This window comes from Acidovorax sp. CCYZU-2555, from assembly GCF_018413525.1.
Classification (GTDB): Bacteria; Pseudomonadota; Gammaproteobacteria; order Burkholderiales; family Burkholderiaceae_C; genus Comamonas.
In genome coordinates this window covers 1-14,522 of the sequence record NZ_JAHCDD010000006.1, presented here as the reverse complement: position 1 = coordinate 14,522, position 14,522 = coordinate 1, and the positions used below count along the sequence as shown (strand labels likewise).

12 protein-coding genes and 1 pseudogene are annotated in these 14,522 nt (G+C 65.7%); all 13 read left to right on the top strand.

Features of this window, described 5'->3' with window-relative positions; all coding sequences use genetic code 11:
• The first annotated feature begins 44 nt into the window (after positions 1–44).
• The gene (locus KHY18_RS03235) at positions 45–1,169 is read left to right on the top strand and encodes a CobW family GTP-binding protein (RefSeq protein WP_213294281.1); all 1,125 of its coding nucleotides are present in this window, start codon (positions 45–47) and stop codon (positions 1,167–1,169) included.
• Between the two features lie 245 nt (positions 1,170–1,414).
• Positions 1,415–2,182, top strand: a complete 768-nt coding sequence (gene dksA / locus KHY18_RS03230; protein WP_349630239.1) for an RNA polymerase-binding protein DksA — start codon at positions 1,415–1,417, stop codon at positions 2,180–2,182.
• 49 nt (positions 2,183–2,231) lie between these two features.
• Positions 2,232–3,950: an STAS domain-containing protein gene (locus KHY18_RS03225; protein ID WP_213294278.1), complete on the top strand. Its 1,719-nt coding sequence runs from the start codon at positions 2,232–2,234 to the stop codon at positions 3,948–3,950.
• Positions 3,951–4,008: 58 nt separating this feature from the next.
• Positions 4,009–4,554: an ATP-dependent protease subunit HslV gene (gene hslV, locus KHY18_RS03220; protein WP_213294274.1), complete on the top strand. Its 546-nt coding sequence runs from the start codon at positions 4,009–4,011 to the stop codon at positions 4,552–4,554.
• A gap of 58 nt (positions 4,555–4,612) precedes the next feature.
• Complete coding sequence (gene hslU / locus KHY18_RS03215; RefSeq protein ID WP_249728882.1) at positions 4,613–5,926, top strand: ATP-dependent protease ATPase subunit HslU; 1,314 nt, start codon at positions 4,613–4,615, stop codon at positions 5,924–5,926.
• 320 nt (positions 5,927–6,246) lie between these two features.
• Positions 6,247–6,675, top strand: coding sequence for a division/cell wall cluster transcriptional repressor MraZ (gene mraZ, locus KHY18_RS03210; RefSeq protein WP_119558796.1), 429 nt, complete (start codon positions 6,247–6,249; stop codon positions 6,673–6,675).
• Positions 6,676–6,689: 14 nt separating this feature from the next.
• The gene (gene rsmH, locus KHY18_RS03205; protein ID WP_213294272.1) at positions 6,690–7,619 is read left to right on the top strand and encodes a 16S rRNA (cytosine(1402)-N(4))-methyltransferase RsmH; all 930 of its coding nucleotides are present in this window, start codon (positions 6,690–6,692) and stop codon (positions 7,617–7,619) included.
• A 70-nt stretch (positions 7,620–7,689) separates the two neighbouring features.
• Entirely contained in the window at positions 7,690–7,974 is a 285-nt protein-coding gene (ftsL, locus tag KHY18_RS03200; RefSeq protein WP_213294270.1) for a cell division protein FtsL, read from the top strand.
• Positions 7,971–9,716, top strand: a complete 1,746-nt coding sequence (locus tag KHY18_RS03195) for a peptidoglycan D,D-transpeptidase FtsI family protein (RefSeq protein WP_213294269.1) — start codon at positions 7,971–7,973, stop codon at positions 9,714–9,716. Before ftsL ends, KHY18_RS03195 begins: the two co-directional genes overlap by 4 nt.
• Positions 9,713–11,215 carry a UDP-N-acetylmuramoyl-L-alanyl-D-glutamate--2,6-diaminopimelate ligase gene (locus tag KHY18_RS03190; RefSeq protein ID WP_213294268.1) on the top strand — a complete coding sequence of 501 codons (1,503 nt, stop codon included), beginning with the start codon at positions 9,713–9,715 and terminating at the stop codon, positions 11,213–11,215. The genes KHY18_RS03195 and KHY18_RS03190 overlap by 4 nt, the downstream gene beginning before the upstream one ends.
• The gene (locus KHY18_RS03185; RefSeq protein WP_213294267.1) at positions 11,212–12,630 is read left to right on the top strand and encodes a UDP-N-acetylmuramoyl-tripeptide--D-alanyl-D-alanine ligase; all 1,419 of its coding nucleotides are present in this window, start codon (positions 11,212–11,214) and stop codon (positions 12,628–12,630) included. The genes KHY18_RS03190 and KHY18_RS03185 overlap by 4 nt, the downstream gene beginning before the upstream one ends.
• Positions 12,621–13,799: a phospho-N-acetylmuramoyl-pentapeptide-transferase gene (gene mraY, locus KHY18_RS03180; protein ID WP_213294266.1), complete on the top strand. Its 1,179-nt coding sequence runs from the start codon at positions 12,621–12,623 to the stop codon at positions 13,797–13,799. The genes KHY18_RS03185 and mraY overlap by 10 nt, the downstream gene beginning before the upstream one ends.
• Positions 13,796–14,522, top strand: a pseudogene (locus KHY18_RS03175) (UDP-N-acetylmuramoyl-L-alanine--D-glutamate ligase); the annotation flags it as partial. The gene mraY and the pseudogene KHY18_RS03175, both read left to right, overlap by 4 nt.

The following is a 14,522-nucleotide window of genomic DNA, read 5'->3' as shown; positions in this document are numbered from 1 at the left end:
CCTGTGTCCGGCGCGCGTTGAGCATTTACTTTCTAGGCGATTCCATGTCTCTCATTCCTGTCACCATCCTCACGGGCTTCCTGGGCTCGGGCAAGACCACGCTGCTCAAGCGCGTGCTCAGCGAAGCCCATGGCCAGAAGATCGCCGTGATCGAAAACGAATTCGGTGAAGAAAACATCGATTCCGACATCCTCAAGACGGAGTCCAAGGAACAGATCGTGCAGATGAGCAACGGCTGCATCTGCTGCACCATCCGTGAAGACCTGCGCGAAACACTGCAACTGCTGGCCGCCAAGCGCCGCAAGGGCCTGGTCGAGTTCGACCGCATCATCATCGAGACCACGGGCGTCGCCGACCCCGGTCCCGTGGCGCAGACTTTCTTCATGGACGACGAAGTCGCCGAGTCGTACCTGATCGATTCCATCATCACGCTGGTCGACGCCAAGCATGCGGGCCAGCAGCTCGACACGCGCCAGGAGGCGCGCCGCCAGGTGGGCTTTGCCGACCAAATCTTCCTGTCCAAGACCGACCTGGTCAGCGACGAAGAGCAGCAGGCGCTGATCCACCGCCTCAAGCACATGAACCCGCGTGCGCCCATCCAGGCCGTGCATTTCGGCGCCGTGCCGCTGAGCCAGGTGCTCGACCTGCGCGGCTTCAACCTCAATGCCAAGCTCGACATCGACCCCGACTTCCTCAAGGAAGACGAGGGCCACGCGCACGATCATGGGCACGACCACGCGCATGCGGGTCACGACGACTGCGACCACGACCACGGCCATTGCGCGCACGACGACCACGGCCATGACGCCCACGCGGGCCACGACCATGCGCCGGGCGAAGCCTGCAACCACGTGCACCACCATCACCACGATGACGACGTGAAGAGCTTCGTCTACCGTGCGGACCGCGCGTTCGATCCGGCCAAGCTCGAGGATTTCCTCGGCGCCATCGTCAACATCTACGGCCCCAAGATGCTGCGCTACAAGGGCGTGCTGAACATGCAGGGCACGGAGCGCAAGGTGATTTTCCAGGGCGTGCACCAGCTGATGGGCAGCGACCTGGGCCCGGCCTGGGACGATGCCGAAAAGCGCCAGAGCAAGATGGTTTTCATCGGCATTGACCTGCCGCAAGACATCCTGCGTTCGGGCCTGGATCAGTGCCTGGTCTGACGCAAAAAACGCTTGTTTTTGGCTTGCCTGAAGTAATTATCTTGTAGGAAAATGCCTTTTTTTGACGGGATTTGAGAGCAAATGCATGCGTTCTGTGGAATACCCGTATGTGGGATATTCGCAACGCTGCGTTGGCTTTCGCTTGTGGTCGATACAATCGCGCCCCTAAAGAGAACCCGGATGGCGAGTCCCCCCTGGGACTTGTTCCCCTGCCAGGGGCTGGGCGTACCGAGAGGAGACTGGAAGTGAATGCTGAAACCCGCAAAGTGAACGCAGTAGCCAAACCCGCTGCCGCCAAAAAAGCTGCAGCGAAAGTATCTGCCAAGACCGCTACCCAGGTCGTGAAGGTGCCCGAGCCCAAAGTCGTGGCCCATTCCGCGCCCGCTGCCCCTGTTGCAGCTGGCGGCGGCGGCCTCGCCCGCAGCACCCGCCCATCCGCTCGGTTGACCCAATTGACCGTACCCTCGATGGCCCCGGCCGCAGCTTTCGATGCCGCCAAAGCCAGCTACATCAACACCATGCCCACAACCATGCAAGCGCCTTCATTGATTGCTGCAAAGAAAGATCCTCAATTGGCAAACAACTGGAAGACCAAATCTGCGGAAGAGCTGACCGACGCCGAAGTCCTGGCCATGCCCGAAGACGAGTACATGAACGACAAGCAGATGGCGTTTTTCCGCCATAAGCTGGTGTTGCTCAAGCAGGACATGCACAACAACGCCGGTGAGACCGCGGAAAACCTGCGTGAAGACACCGTCGTCGTCCCCGATCCAGCCGACCGCGCGACGATCGAGGAAGAGCATGCGCTCGAACTGCGCACGCGTGACCGCGAACGCAAGCTGCTCAAGAAGATCGAACAATCGATCACCCGCATCGATGCCGGCGATTACGGCTACTGCGACGAGACCGGCGAGCCCATCGGCGTCGGCCGCCTGCTGGCCCGTCCCACGGCCACGCTGTCGCTCGAAGCGCAACAGCGTCGCGAGCTGAAACAGAAAATGTTCGGGGACTGAGGGACTTTCGTTTCCCCATTCCAGGCCACTTGCGCTACGCTGACCCTCTATGAGTACGGACGACAGCAAGCCAGGTGGCCTTTTTTCCAAGGTAGTGCGCTTTGTGCGCAATCCCTCTGTCCATTGGTCGGAGCTGGATGCGCAGGCCGATGTGCCGCTGGCCCAGGCCGACAAGCAGGCGCTGCGGCAGACGCTGGAACGCAAGCGTCGCAATGATTTCGTGCGCCAGCGTGAGTTCGATCAGCTGCGCAAATTGCGCCAGCAGGAGGCGCAGTCCGCGAGCGACGTCGACGTCCTGGGCGACAGCGCGGGCGCGTCGACCGGCGTGCATAGCAGCGCGGCTTTGCCCGACACGCGTGCGGGCATGCTCCGAAAGATCGATGCCATCGAGGAGCAGATGTCCCAGCAGTGGTGGCGCAACAAGCAGCCGGCCGATGCATCGACGATGCCCATGTATCTGCTTTCGTCTTTCCCCCAACCCGATTCCGTGCATGTGTCCACGTCCGCCGATGCGTCCGACACGGGCATTTTCGATGCGGGCGCCAACGCACAGCCAGGGTTCGCGCTGACCGCGCCACTGGATTGGCCGGCGCAGGAGCCCGCGCGTCCCGTGGCCGCGGCCGCGGAGTCCGAGCGGCCGGTGTTCACGACGAATTTTCCCGTGACCGAACCGCGCGACGCCCCCGATTGGAGCGCCCAGGCGCGCGCCTTGCGGCCCGCCGCCAGCGAACCGATGCCGGTGTTTGTGCATGATCCCGGCTTCGAAGAAGCGGCGATTGCGTTTGCCAATGGCGATGCCACGGGCGCCGAAGCCGCGCTGCTGGCCTTGCTGGCGCAGCGCGCGCCGCAGCCCGAACTGCAGATGCCCGTGTGGCAGGCGCTGTTCGATCTCTACCGCGCTGCCGGAATGGCCGACCGCTTCGAAGTGCTGGCCATCGATTTCGCCGCGCGCTTCGGGCGCTCGGCGCCGCTGTGGTTTGCGCTGTCGGCGCAGCGCGGCTGGGTGGAGCCCGGCGCCGCGGCGGCCGCCGCCGAGTCGGGTGCGCGCGCCTGGCGCTGGACCGCGCCCGCGCAACTCACCCGGCAATCGGTCGCGGCGCTGCAACGCGCCAAGGCCGCGGCGGCCGCACCCTGGACCCTCGTCTGGAACGCGCTCGAGCGCATCGATGCCGATGCGCTGGCGCCGTTCGAGCGCCTGATCAACGAGTGGGCGCAGACGCCGGGGCAAATCATCTTTCTCGATGCGCCGGTGCTGGCCCAGCGCCTGCAGGCCTTGACCGTGACTGGCGAGCGCACCGCTTGCGAAGATGGCTGGCGCCTGCGCATGGCCGCGCTGCGGCTGATGGACGAGCACGACAGCTTCGAGCAGGTCGCGCTCGACTACTGCGTCACCTACGAAGTCTCGCCGCCGTCCTGGACCCAGCCGCGCAGCAGCTACCTCGACGCGCCCGAGGAAGTCCCCGAGGCCGCCGAGCCTGTCGTCCAGGGCCCGATCAGCGGCGGACTGGTGGGCTGCATCGAAAGCGATGCCACGCCCTGGCTGGTGGCGCTCGAGGATCAGGCGCGGCCGGATCGCCCGCTGGTGGTCGATTGCTCCGAGCTGATACGCCTCGACTTCGCGGCGGCGGGCTCGGTGCTCAACTGGTCGGCCCGTATGCAGGCGCAGGGAATTGAACTGCATTTCGAACGCATGCACCAATTGGTGGCGGTGTTCTTCGGAATGATTGGCGTCAGCGACCACGCCCAGCTGCATACGCGTACCGATTGAGCGCCGCGGCGCCCGGCCGGGCTTGCAATCCGCGCATCCACCCCCAACTGGCAACGCTATGGAACAGTATCACGGCACCACCATCATCAGCGTCCGTCGCCAGACGGCGGACGGCATTCAGGTCGCCATCGGCGGCGACGGCCAGGTCACCCTGGGCAATATCGTTGTCAAGGGCACGGCGCGCAAAGTGCGCCGGCTTTACCACGGCACGGTGCTTGCGGGCTTTGCGGGCGCTACGGCCGATGCCTTCACGCTGTTCGAGCGTTTCGAGGCCAAGCTCGAGAAGCACCAGGGCAACCTGACGCGCGCGGCCATCGAACTCACCAAGGACTGGCGCACCGACCGCGTGCTGCGCCGCCTCGAAGCCATGCTGGCCGTGGCCGACAAGAACGCCTCGCTGATCATCACCGGCAATGGCGACGTGCTCGAGCCCGAGCAAGGCATTGTGGCGATCGGATCGGGCGGCGCCTATGCGCATTCGGCAGCCAAGGCGCTGCTGACCAATACCGACCTGGGCGCGGCCGAGATCGTCAAGAAGTCGCTCGAGATCGCGGGTGAGCTGTGCATCTACACGAACATGCACCACACGATTGAAACCCTTTGATCTGCTTGCCTGCCGCGCTGGCAATGTCGCGCCGCAGGCCGATTGAACCGAGAACACCATGTCAATGACCCCCCAGGAAATCGTTTCCGAACTCGACAACCACATCGTCGGTCAGCAGGGCGCCAAGCGCGCCGTGGCGATCGCGCTGCGCAACCGCTGGCGCCGCCAGCAGGTCGAAGGCGACCTGCGCCAGGAAATCACGCCCAAGAACATTCTGATGATCGGCCCGACCGGCGTCGGCAAGACCGAAATCGCGCGCCGCCTGGCGCGCCTGGCCGATGCGCCGTTCATCAAGGTCGAAGCGACCAAGTTCACCGAAGTCGGCTATGTCGGCAAGGACGTGGACGCGATCATTCGCGACCTCGCCGAAATCGCCGTGAAGCAGACGCGTGAATGGGAAATCCGCAAGCTGCGCGCGCGTGCCGAAGACGCGGCCGAAGACCGCATCCTCGATGTGCTGCTGCCCCAGGCGCGCACCAACGATGCGCCGACCGACAGCACCGCGCGCCAGGTGTTTCGCAAGAAGCTGCGCGAAGGCCAGCTCGACGACAAGGAAATCGAGATCGACCTCGCCGAGTCGCGTCCGCAGTTCGAGATCATGGGCCCGCAGGGCATGGAAGAGATGGCCGAGCAGCTGCGCGGCATGTTCAGCCAGATGGGCCAGGAGCGGCGCCACACACGCAAGATCAAGATCGGCGAAGCCCTCAAGCTGCTGATCGACGAAGAGGCCGGCAAGATGGTCAACGAGGAAGACATCAAGACCCGGGCGATCGCCAACGCCGAGCAGAACGGCATTGTCTTCATCGACGAGATCGACAAGGTCGCGACGCGCCAGGAAACCAGCGGCTCGGACGTTTCGCGCCAGGGCGTGCAGCGCGATCTGCTGCCGCTGGTCGAAGGCACGACCGTGTCGACCAAGTACGGCATGGTCAAGACCGACCACATCCTGTTCATCGCTTCTGGCGCGTTCCACCTGTCCAAGCCCAGCGACCTGATCCCCGAGCTGCAGGGGCGTTTCCCCATTCGCGTCGAGCTCGAATCGCTGTCGGTGCAGGATTTCGAGGCCATTCTGACGCAGACCCATGCGTCGCTGGTCAAGCAGTACCAGGCGCTGCTGGCCACCGAAGGCGTGACGCTGGAGTTCACGCCCGACGGCATCACGCGGCTCGCGCACACCGCGTTCCATGTCAACGAGAGCACCGAGAACATCGGCGCGCGCCGGCTGTCCACGGTCATGGAGCGGCTGCTCGACGAGATCAGTTTCGACGCGGCCCAGCTCACGGGCAAGACCATCACCATCGACGCCGCCTATGTCGATGCGCGCCTGCAGACCCTGAGCCAGGACGAAGATCTGTCTCGTTTCATTTTGTGACGTTTGCTGCGCGAAAAGCGCCGTCGCGTTAACGCTTGTATACGCCTGACCGCACTTCGTGTGTGCATCTGCACGCCGGGGTCGGCTCAGGTTTCACATGCAGTGAATTGAGTAAGTGCTTATGGGGCAAGGAGTTTTTGCCTAAAAGCGGCTTTGGATTGCGTTCTAAGTCCTTGATTTCATTGCAAATAATTGTCACACCCCCTGTGGCCTGTTCATGATTTGCTGCTACAGTGGAAAAAAGTGCAATTAAGTGGTGAAACTTGCCGTTCCTGGCAGTTTTCAGCGGTGAATGGCAATCGCCAGTCCAAGGGCAATTCATGTTTCAAGGGGCCTCTTCGCTCAGTCTCGACGCGAAGGGTCGGCTTTCCGTGCCGACCCGGCATCGTGACGCCTTGAACGAGATGGCCGAAGGACAGGTCACGATCACCAAACACCCGCATGGCTGTCTCATGCTGTTCCCCCGGCCGCAATGGCTGCTGTTTCGCGACCGCATCGCCCAGTTGCCGATGTCCGCGCAATGGTGGAAGCGGATCTTCCTGGGCAACGCCATGGACGTCGACATGGATGGGACCGGCCGCGTGCTGATCTCGCCCGAACTGCGCCAGGCCGTCGGCCTGACGCGGGACGCCGTGCTGTTGGGAATGGGCAACCACTTCGAGCTTTGGGACAAAGCCACTTATGACGCCCAGGAGGCACAGGCCATGCAGGCCCAGATGCCCGACGTTTTCCAGGATTTTGCTTTCTAAAAAAGGGCGTGCGATTGAACCAGCCCCTCCAACACATTACGGTACTGCTCGATGAAGCGGTAGATGCCCTGCTGGGCGCGGCAGGCGAGGCGCCCGCGGGCGAGTTTGTCGATGGCACTTTTGGCCGAGGCGGCCACTCGCGGCGCATTCTTGAGCGCCTGGGGCCGGACGGCAGACTCAGGGCCTTCGACAAGGACCCCGAGGCCATCCAGGAAGCTGCGCGCATCACCGATGCGCGTTTTTCCATTCAACATGAGGGCTTCAGCCATCTGGCTGATCTGCCCACCGCCAGCGTGCAAGGCGTGCTGATGGACCTGGGCGTGAGCTCGCCCCAGATCGACACGCCCGAGCGCGGCTTCAGCTTCCGCTTCGACGCGCCGCTCGACATGCGCATGGACACCACACGTGGCCAGAGCGTGGCCGAATGGCTCGCGGACGCGGAAATGCAGCAGATTGCGGAGGTGATACGTGACTATGGCGAAGAACGGTTTGCTGGGCCTATTGCAAAGGCGATTGTTGCGCGGCGCGAGGAAAAAGGCCCTATCGCAACCACCGGCGAGCTTACCGAGCTCGTGGCTGGCGCCGTCCGCACGCGTGAGGCGGGCCAGAACCCCGCCACCCGCACATTTCAGGCTCTTCGGATTTTCATCAATGCTGAGCTGCAGGAACTTGAACAAGCGCTAGAGGCCAGCCTGCGCGTGCTCGCGCCTGGCGGCCGGCTGGTGGTGATCAGCTTCCATTCGCTCGAAGACCGCATCGTCAAGCAGTTCATCGCCAAGCATTCGAAGGAAGTCTTCGATCGCCGCGCGCCGTTCGCGCCGCCGACGCCCATGCGCCTGGTCGGCCTGGACCGCATCAAGCCCAGCGCCGCCGAAGTCGCGGGCAATCCGCGCTCGCGCTCGGCCGTGATGCGCGTCGCCCAACGCACTGAGGTAGCAGCGTGACATCGATCCTGCGTCTTGGCCATACCGGTGCGCCGGGCCGCCGGGCCGCGCGCGCGCAGAAAGGCCGGCCATGCTGCGCCTGAACCTGGTGCTTTTGCTGAGCGTCATGGCCAGCGCGATCTTCCTGGTGCACTCGCAGTACGAGTCGCGCCGGCTGTTCACCGAGCTCGACCGCTCGATCAATGAGTCGCGCCGGCTCGTGACCGAAAATCAGCGCCTGGAAGTCGAAAAGCGCGCGCAGGCCACGCCCCAGCGCATCGAAGTGCTGGCGCGCGACCAGTTGAAGATGCATTCCGCCACGCCTGCGATCACGCAGTACGTGCAGGACAACGCCCGTTCGGGGACCGCGCCATGACGCGCAGCGTGCTCTATACCTCCAGCCCCTTGCTCGCGAGCAAGACGCCGCTGTGGCGCAGCAAGATGATTGTCGCCATGCTGGCGCTGGGCTTTGTCGGTCTGGGCGCGCGCGCCGCCTATGTGCAGGTGTTCGGCAACGCTTTTTTCCAGCGCCAGGGTGAAGTGCGCTTCGCGCGCACGCTGGAGCTGCCGGCCAACCGCGGCCGCATTCTCGACCGCAACGGCCTGATCCTCGCGTCCAGCGTGCCCGCGGCCAGCATCTGGGCGATTCCCGAAGACGTCGAGAAGGAAGATCCCGAAGTCCAGGGCAAGCTCAAGCAGCTCGCCAAGCTGCTGGAGATGACGCCGGCCGCGCTCGATGCCAAGCTCGCCGACGAGGACAAGACCTTTGTCTGGATACAGCGCCAGCTCGACTGGGACATAGGCGAGCAGATCAAGGCGCTGGCCATCAAGGGCATCTACCAGCGCAAGGAATACAAGCGCCAGTATCCCGAAGGCGAACCCGCGGCCCACGTCGTCGGCTTCACCAACGTCGAGGACCAGGGCCAGGAAGGCATGGAGCTGGCGTTCAACAAGGAACTCGGCGGCAAGGCCGGTTCGCGCCGCGTGATCAAGGACCGCATGGGCCGGGTCGTCGAAGGCGTGGGCGAGGAAGTGCCGCCCATGGACGGCCAGGACATCCAGCTGTCGATCGACAGCAAGGTGCAGTATTTTGCCTACCAGAAGCTGCGTGATCAGGTCGAGAAGTTCAAGGCCAAGGCCGGCAGCGTGGTGGTCATGGACGCGCGCACCGGCGAGCTGCTGGCGCTGGCCAACTACCCGAGCTATGTACCCGACAAGCGCAAGAACCTGACCGGCGAGCAGCTGCGCAACCGCGCGATCACCGACGTGTTCGAGCCCGGCTCGACGATGAAGCCGATCACCATCGGCATTGCGCTCGAGACCGGCAAGTTCAAGCCCGAAACGCCCATCGATACCACGCCCGGTCGCATCAATGTGACCGGCTCGACGATTTCCGACACGCACAACTACGGCCTGCTGACGGTCGCCGGTGTGATCCAGAAGTCGAGCAACGTCGGCACGACCAAGATTTCGCAGAGCCTCACCGCCCAGCAGATGTGGGAAGGCTTCTCGGCCGTGGGCTTCGGCCAGAAGCCGCAGATCTCCTTCCCCGGCGCGGCCAGCGGGCGCCTGCGCCCGTACAAGACCTGGCGGCCCGTGGAGCAGGCAACGATGTCGTACGGCTACGGCCTGTCGGCGAGCCTGCTGCAGATGACGCGCTCGTACACGGTGTTCGCCAACGACGGCCGCGTGATTCCCGCGACCATGCTCAAGCGCGACGAACCGCCTGTGGGCGTGCCCATCTTTTCCGAGCGCACGGCCAACCAGGTGCGCCAGATGCTCGCGCTCGCGGCCGGCCCCGGCGGTACCGGCCAGAAGGCCCAGACCGTGGGCTATTCCGTGGGCGGCAAGTCGGGCACGGCGCGCAAGCAGATCGGCAAGAACTATGCCGCGGGCAAGTACCGCGCCTGGTTCACGGGCCTGGCGCCTGTCGACAAGCCGCGCGTGATCGTCGCGGTGATGGTCGACGAACCCAGCGCCGGCAGCTTCTACGGCGGCACGGTCGCCGCGCCCGTGTTCAGTGAAGTCGTGCAGCAGACGCTGCGGCTGATGGGCGTGCAGCCCGATGTGGCTGTGGTGCCGCAGATCGTCGCCAATCCCGTGGAGGAGTCGCTATGAGCATGGTGCACCTGACTTCGGCGCCCGAGGCTGTGCAATGGCTGCGCGGCCAAATCACGGGCCGGCTGCAGACCGACAGCCGCCAGGTGGCCAAGGGCGATGCCTTCATCGCCTGGCCCGGCGCGGCCACCGACGGCCGCGCGCATGTGGCGCAGGCGCTCACGCGCGGCGCCGCGGCCTGCCTGGTCGAGGCGCAAGGCGTCGAAGCCTTTGCATTCGACGATGCGCGCATCGCCGCGCTGCCCGGCCTCAAGGCCGCGAGCGGCGAGATTGCCGCGCTCTGGTACGACCGTCCCAGCGAGCAGTTGCAGGTGCTGGCCGTGACCGGTACCAACGGCAAGACCACGACCGCCTGGTGGCTCGCGCATGCACTGGCCCAGCGCGCGTTCGACGGCCGCCAGGGCTGCGCCATGGTCGGCACGTTGGGCGTGGGCGTTCCGCCGCGGCTCGAAGACACCGGCTTGACCACGCCCGACCCCGTGCGCCTGCAGCGCGTGCTGCGCGAGTATGTGGACGCAGGCGTTGCCGCCTGCGCGATGGAAGCTTCGTCGATAGGCCTGGCCGAGCACCGGCTCGCGGGCACGCGCATCCGCGTGGCGATCTTCACCAATTTCACCCAGGACCACCTCGACTACCACCTGAACATGGATGCCTACTGGCAGGCCAAGAAGGCGTTGTTCGACTGGCCGGGTCTGGAGGCCGCGGTCATCAACGTCGACGACGTGCATGGCGCGCGCCTGTGGGCGAGCCTGCAGGCGCGCGATCTCGATGTGTGGAGCGTTTCCACGCAGGGCCCGGCGCGTTTGCAGGCCAAGGACATCAGCCTGGGCCGCGACGGCCTGCAGTTCACGGTGATCGAGGACGACGCGCACAGCCATGTGCTGCAGACGCGCCTGGTCGGCCAGTACAACGTCGCCAATCTGCTGGGCGTGCTCGCCGCGCTGCGCGCGCTGGGCCTGAGCCTGGACCAGGCGGTCGTCGCCTGCGACCAGCTCGAGCCCGTGCCCGGGCGCATGCAGCAGATCGCCAAGAGCGGCCAGCCGCTGGTCGCGGTCGACTACGCGCACACGCCCGACGCGCTCGAACAGGCGCTCAAGGCCTTGCGGCCCGCGGCGCGCCAGCGCGGCGGCCGGCTGTGGTGCGTGTTCGGCTGCGGCGGCAACCGCGATGCGGGCAAGCGCCCGCTGATGGGTGAAATGGCGCAGCGCCACGCCGACGGCGTGGTCGTGACCAGCGACAATCCGCGCGGCGAAGACCCCGACGCGATCATTGCCCAGATCCTGGGCGGCATGGCGCCGTCGGCCAATCTGCATTCGGAAGCCGATCGTGCGTCGGCCATTGCCTACGTGCTGGCGCAAGCCGGCGCCAAGGACGTGGTGCTGATCGCCGGCAAAGGACACGAGGAATACCAGGAGACCGCGGGCGTCAAGCGCGCGTTCTCCGACATGGCCCAGGCGCGTGCGGCGCTCGCGGCCCGAGAAGGAATGAAACGGTCATGATGACCCTGAACCAAGCGCTGGCCCTGATCCAGTCCCAGATCCCCCAGGCCCGCCTCGTCGGCGACGGCCAGACTTTGCTCGCGCGCGTGCATACCGATACGCGCAGCCTGCAGCCCGGCGATCTGTTCGTGGCCCTCAAGGGCGAGCGTTTCGACGCCAATGATTTCCTGGCCCAGGCCCAGGCCGGCGGCGCGGCCGCGGCGCTGGCGCATCGCGGTCTGGCCGAGGCCGGCCTGTGCGGCATCGAAGTCGATGACAGCCTGGCCGCGCTGGGCGTGCTCGCTGCCGAATGGCGCGCGCAATTCACCCTGCCGCTGATCGCCGTCACCGGCAGCAACGGCAAGACCACGGTCACGCAGATGATCGCGGCCATCCTGTCGGCCCAGGCGGGCGAAGCCGCGCTGGCCACGCGCGGAAATCTCAATAATGAGATCGGCGTGCCGCTGACGCTGCTGCGCCTGAACGGCAAGCACAGTCTGGCCGTGGTCGAGCTGGGCATGAACCATCCCGGCGAAATCGCCAGGCTCGCCAAGATCGCGCAGCCTACCGTGGCGCTGGTCAACAACGCCCAGCGCGAGCACCTCGAATTCATGCACACCGTGCAGGCCGTGGCCGAAGAGAACGGCAGCGTGCTCGCGGCGCTGCCTGAAGGCGGCATTGCGGTGTTCCCGGCCGGCGAAGAATTCACGCCTGTGTGGCAAGGCCTGGCGCAGTCGCGCCAATGCCTGCTGTTCGGCGATCAGGAACATGGCGCCCAGGTTCATGCCCTGGAGGCCGCCTGGGAGCAGGGCGCCTGGCAGGTGCGCATCGCCACGCCCGCGGGCGCGTTCGCCGCGCGGCTGCAGATCGCGGGCCGGCACAACGTGCGCAATGCGCTCGCGGCCACGGCCTGCGCGCTGGCTGCTGGCGTGCCGCTGGCGGCGATCGCCGCGGGCCTGAGCGCCTTCGTTCCCGTGACCGGCCGTTCGCGCGCGTTCAGCGTGCAGCTTGCAGGCCGCGACATCACCGTGATCGATGACAGCTACAACGCCAACCCCGATTCCATGCGCGCCGCGATCGACGTGCTCGCCGAACTGCCCGCGCCGCGCTGGCTGGTGATGGGCGACATGGGCGAAGTCGGCGACCAGGGGCCGCAGTTCCACGCCGAAGCCGGTGCCTATGCGCGCGAACGCGGCATCGAACGCTTGTTGACGCTGGGCGCGCAAAGCACGCACGCGGCCGCTGCCTGCGGCAGCGCGGCACAACATTTTGAAGACATGGCAGCGCTGCTCGCAGCGGTGCGCGAAGGGCTGCCCGCGGTGGGCAGTTTATTGATCAAGGGATCTCGGTTCATGAAGATGGAACAGGTGGTGCAGGCCGTTCAGGCGTGCGCGGACAAAAACCCCAGCGCAGCATCGGAGGCCGCATGCTGCTGATGCTTTTTCAATGGTTGCAAGGTCTGTCGCCGGAGTTCGGTTTCCTGCGCGTTTTTCAATACCTGACGCTGCGCGCCGTGATGGCCGCGCTGACCGCGCTGGTCATCGGCCTGGCGGCCGGCCCGCGCGTGATCCGCTTGCTGGCTTCGCTGAAGATCGGCCAGCCCATCCGTGGCTACGGCATGGAAACCCATCTGGCCAAGAGCGGCACGCCCACCATGGGCGGCGTGCTGATCCTGCTGTCGATCGCCATTTCGACGCTGCTGTGGTTCGAACTGTCGAACCGCTTTGTCTGGATCGTGCTGCTGGTGACGCTGGGTTTCGGCGCGATCGGCTGGGTCGATGACTGGCGCAAGGTCGTCAACAAGGACCCCGAAGGCATGCGTTCGGGCGAGAAGTATTTCTGGCAATCGGTGATCGGCCTGCTGGCCGCGCTGTACCTGGTGTTCAGCATTTCCGAAAACAGCAATGTGCAGGTGTTCGAGCTGTTCATCCGCTGGGTGCAGTCGGGCTTCTCCATGGACCTGCCGTCCAAGGCCGGCCTGCTCGTGCCGTTCTTCAAGGAAGTCAGCTACCCGCTGGGCGTGCTGGGCTTCGTGATCATGACCTATCTGGTGATCGTCGGCGCGAGCAATGCGGTCAACCTGACCGACGGCCTCGACGGCCTGGCGATCATGCCGGTGATCATGGTCGGCTCGGCGCTGGGCGTTTTCGCCTATGTCACGGGCAGCGTCAATTTCGCCAAGTACCTGTTGTTCCCGCACATTCCGGGCTCGGGCGAACTGCTGATCTTCTGCGCGGCCATGGCCGGCGCGGGCCTGGCTTTCCTGTGGTTCAACGCCCACCCGGCCCAGGTGTTCATGGGCGACGTGGGCGCGCTCGCGCTGGGCGGCGCGCTGGGCACCATCGCGGTGATCGTGCGCCAGGAAATCGTGCTGGCCATCATGGGCGGCATCTTCGTCGCCGAAGCGGTGTCGGTGATGCTGCAGGTGGTCTGGTTCAAGTACACCAAGAAACGCTACGGCCAGGGCCGGCGCCTGCTGAAGATGGCGCCGCTGCACCACCATTTCGAGAAGAGCGGCTGGAAGGAAACGCAGGTCGTGACGCGTTTCTGGATCATCACCATGCTGCTGTGCCTGGTCGGCCTGTCGACGCTGAAACTGCGATGAATACGCCCGCTTCCACTCCTGTGACCACCGACGCCCTGGCGCCGGTCGAGCCCGTGGCCGTGCCTGAAGAGGCGCTGCCGCTGGTGCAGGAAGACCACGCGCTGGCCGAGCCAGCAGAGCTGACCGAAGCGGCTGCGGCAGATGCATCGGCGCAGCCGCTGCCCGCCACCGAGGTGCTGGCCCCGCCCGCGCCCGTGCCGCCGCTGTCGAGCCTGCATGCGGCCGAAGACGCCGCGGCCTTTGTCGCGCAGATCTTTGCCCAGGTGGCCGCGCCCGCACCCGATGCCGACGCCCAAGCGCTTGCCGTGGCCGCGCCCGAAGCAGCACCCGAATTGCCGCCCGTGCCCGCGGCCTGGCCGCAGATGCCCGAGGCTTCGGAGGCACACGAATTGCCGCTTTCCGGCCAGCAACTGCTGGTGCTGGGCCTGGGCGCTTCGGGCCTGGCGATGGCGCGCTGGTGCGCACGCCTGGGCGCGCAAGTGACCGTGGCCGATACGCGCCAGGCGCCGCCGCAGCTGGCGGTGCTCGCGCAGGAACTGCCGCAGGTGCGTTTCGTCGCCGGCGCGTTCGACGCATCGCTGCTCGACGGCCAGAATTTCGCCGCCGTCTACCGTTCTCCGGGCCTGAGCCCCGAGCAGCTCGCGCCCGTGCTCGCCGCGGCCACGGCCCAGGGCCTGCGCCAGGGCGGTGAACTCGATCTGTTCGCGCTCGCGCTGCAGTCCC

Bases quoted from the DNA above. Each gene is read 5' to 3' on its own strand.
- KHY18_RS03235 (WP_213294281.1), top strand. From the start codon at position 45: ATGTCTCTCATTCCTGTCACCATCCTCACGGGCTTCCTGGGCTCGGGC.
- KHY18_RS03185 (WP_213294267.1), top strand. From the start codon at position 11,212: ATGATGACCCTGAACCAAGCGCTGGCCCTGATCCAGTCCCAGATCCCC.
- mraZ (WP_119558796.1), top strand. From the start codon at position 6,247: ATGTTTCAAGGGGCCTCTTCGCTCAGTCTCGACGCGAAGGGTCGGCTT.
- KHY18_RS03190 (WP_213294268.1), top strand. From the start codon at position 9,713: ATGAGCATGGTGCACCTGACTTCGGCGCCCGAGGCTGTGCAATGGCTG.
- mraY (WP_213294266.1), top strand. From the start codon at position 12,621: ATGCTGCTGATGCTTTTTCAATGGTTGCAAGGTCTGTCGCCGGAGTTC.
- hslV (WP_213294274.1), top strand. From the start codon at position 4,009: ATGGAACAGTATCACGGCACCACCATCATCAGCGTCCGTCGCCAGACG.
- hslU (WP_249728882.1), top strand. From the start codon at position 4,613: ATGTCAATGACCCCCCAGGAAATCGTTTCCGAACTCGACAACCACATC.
- ftsL (WP_213294270.1), top strand. From the start codon at position 7,690: ATGCTGCGCCTGAACCTGGTGCTTTTGCTGAGCGTCATGGCCAGCGCG.
- KHY18_RS03195 (WP_213294269.1), top strand. From the start codon at position 7,971: ATGACGCGCAGCGTGCTCTATACCTCCAGCCCCTTGCTCGCGAGCAAG.
- KHY18_RS03225 (WP_213294278.1), top strand. From the start codon at position 2,232: ATGAGTACGGACGACAGCAAGCCAGGTGGCCTTTTTTCCAAGGTAGTG.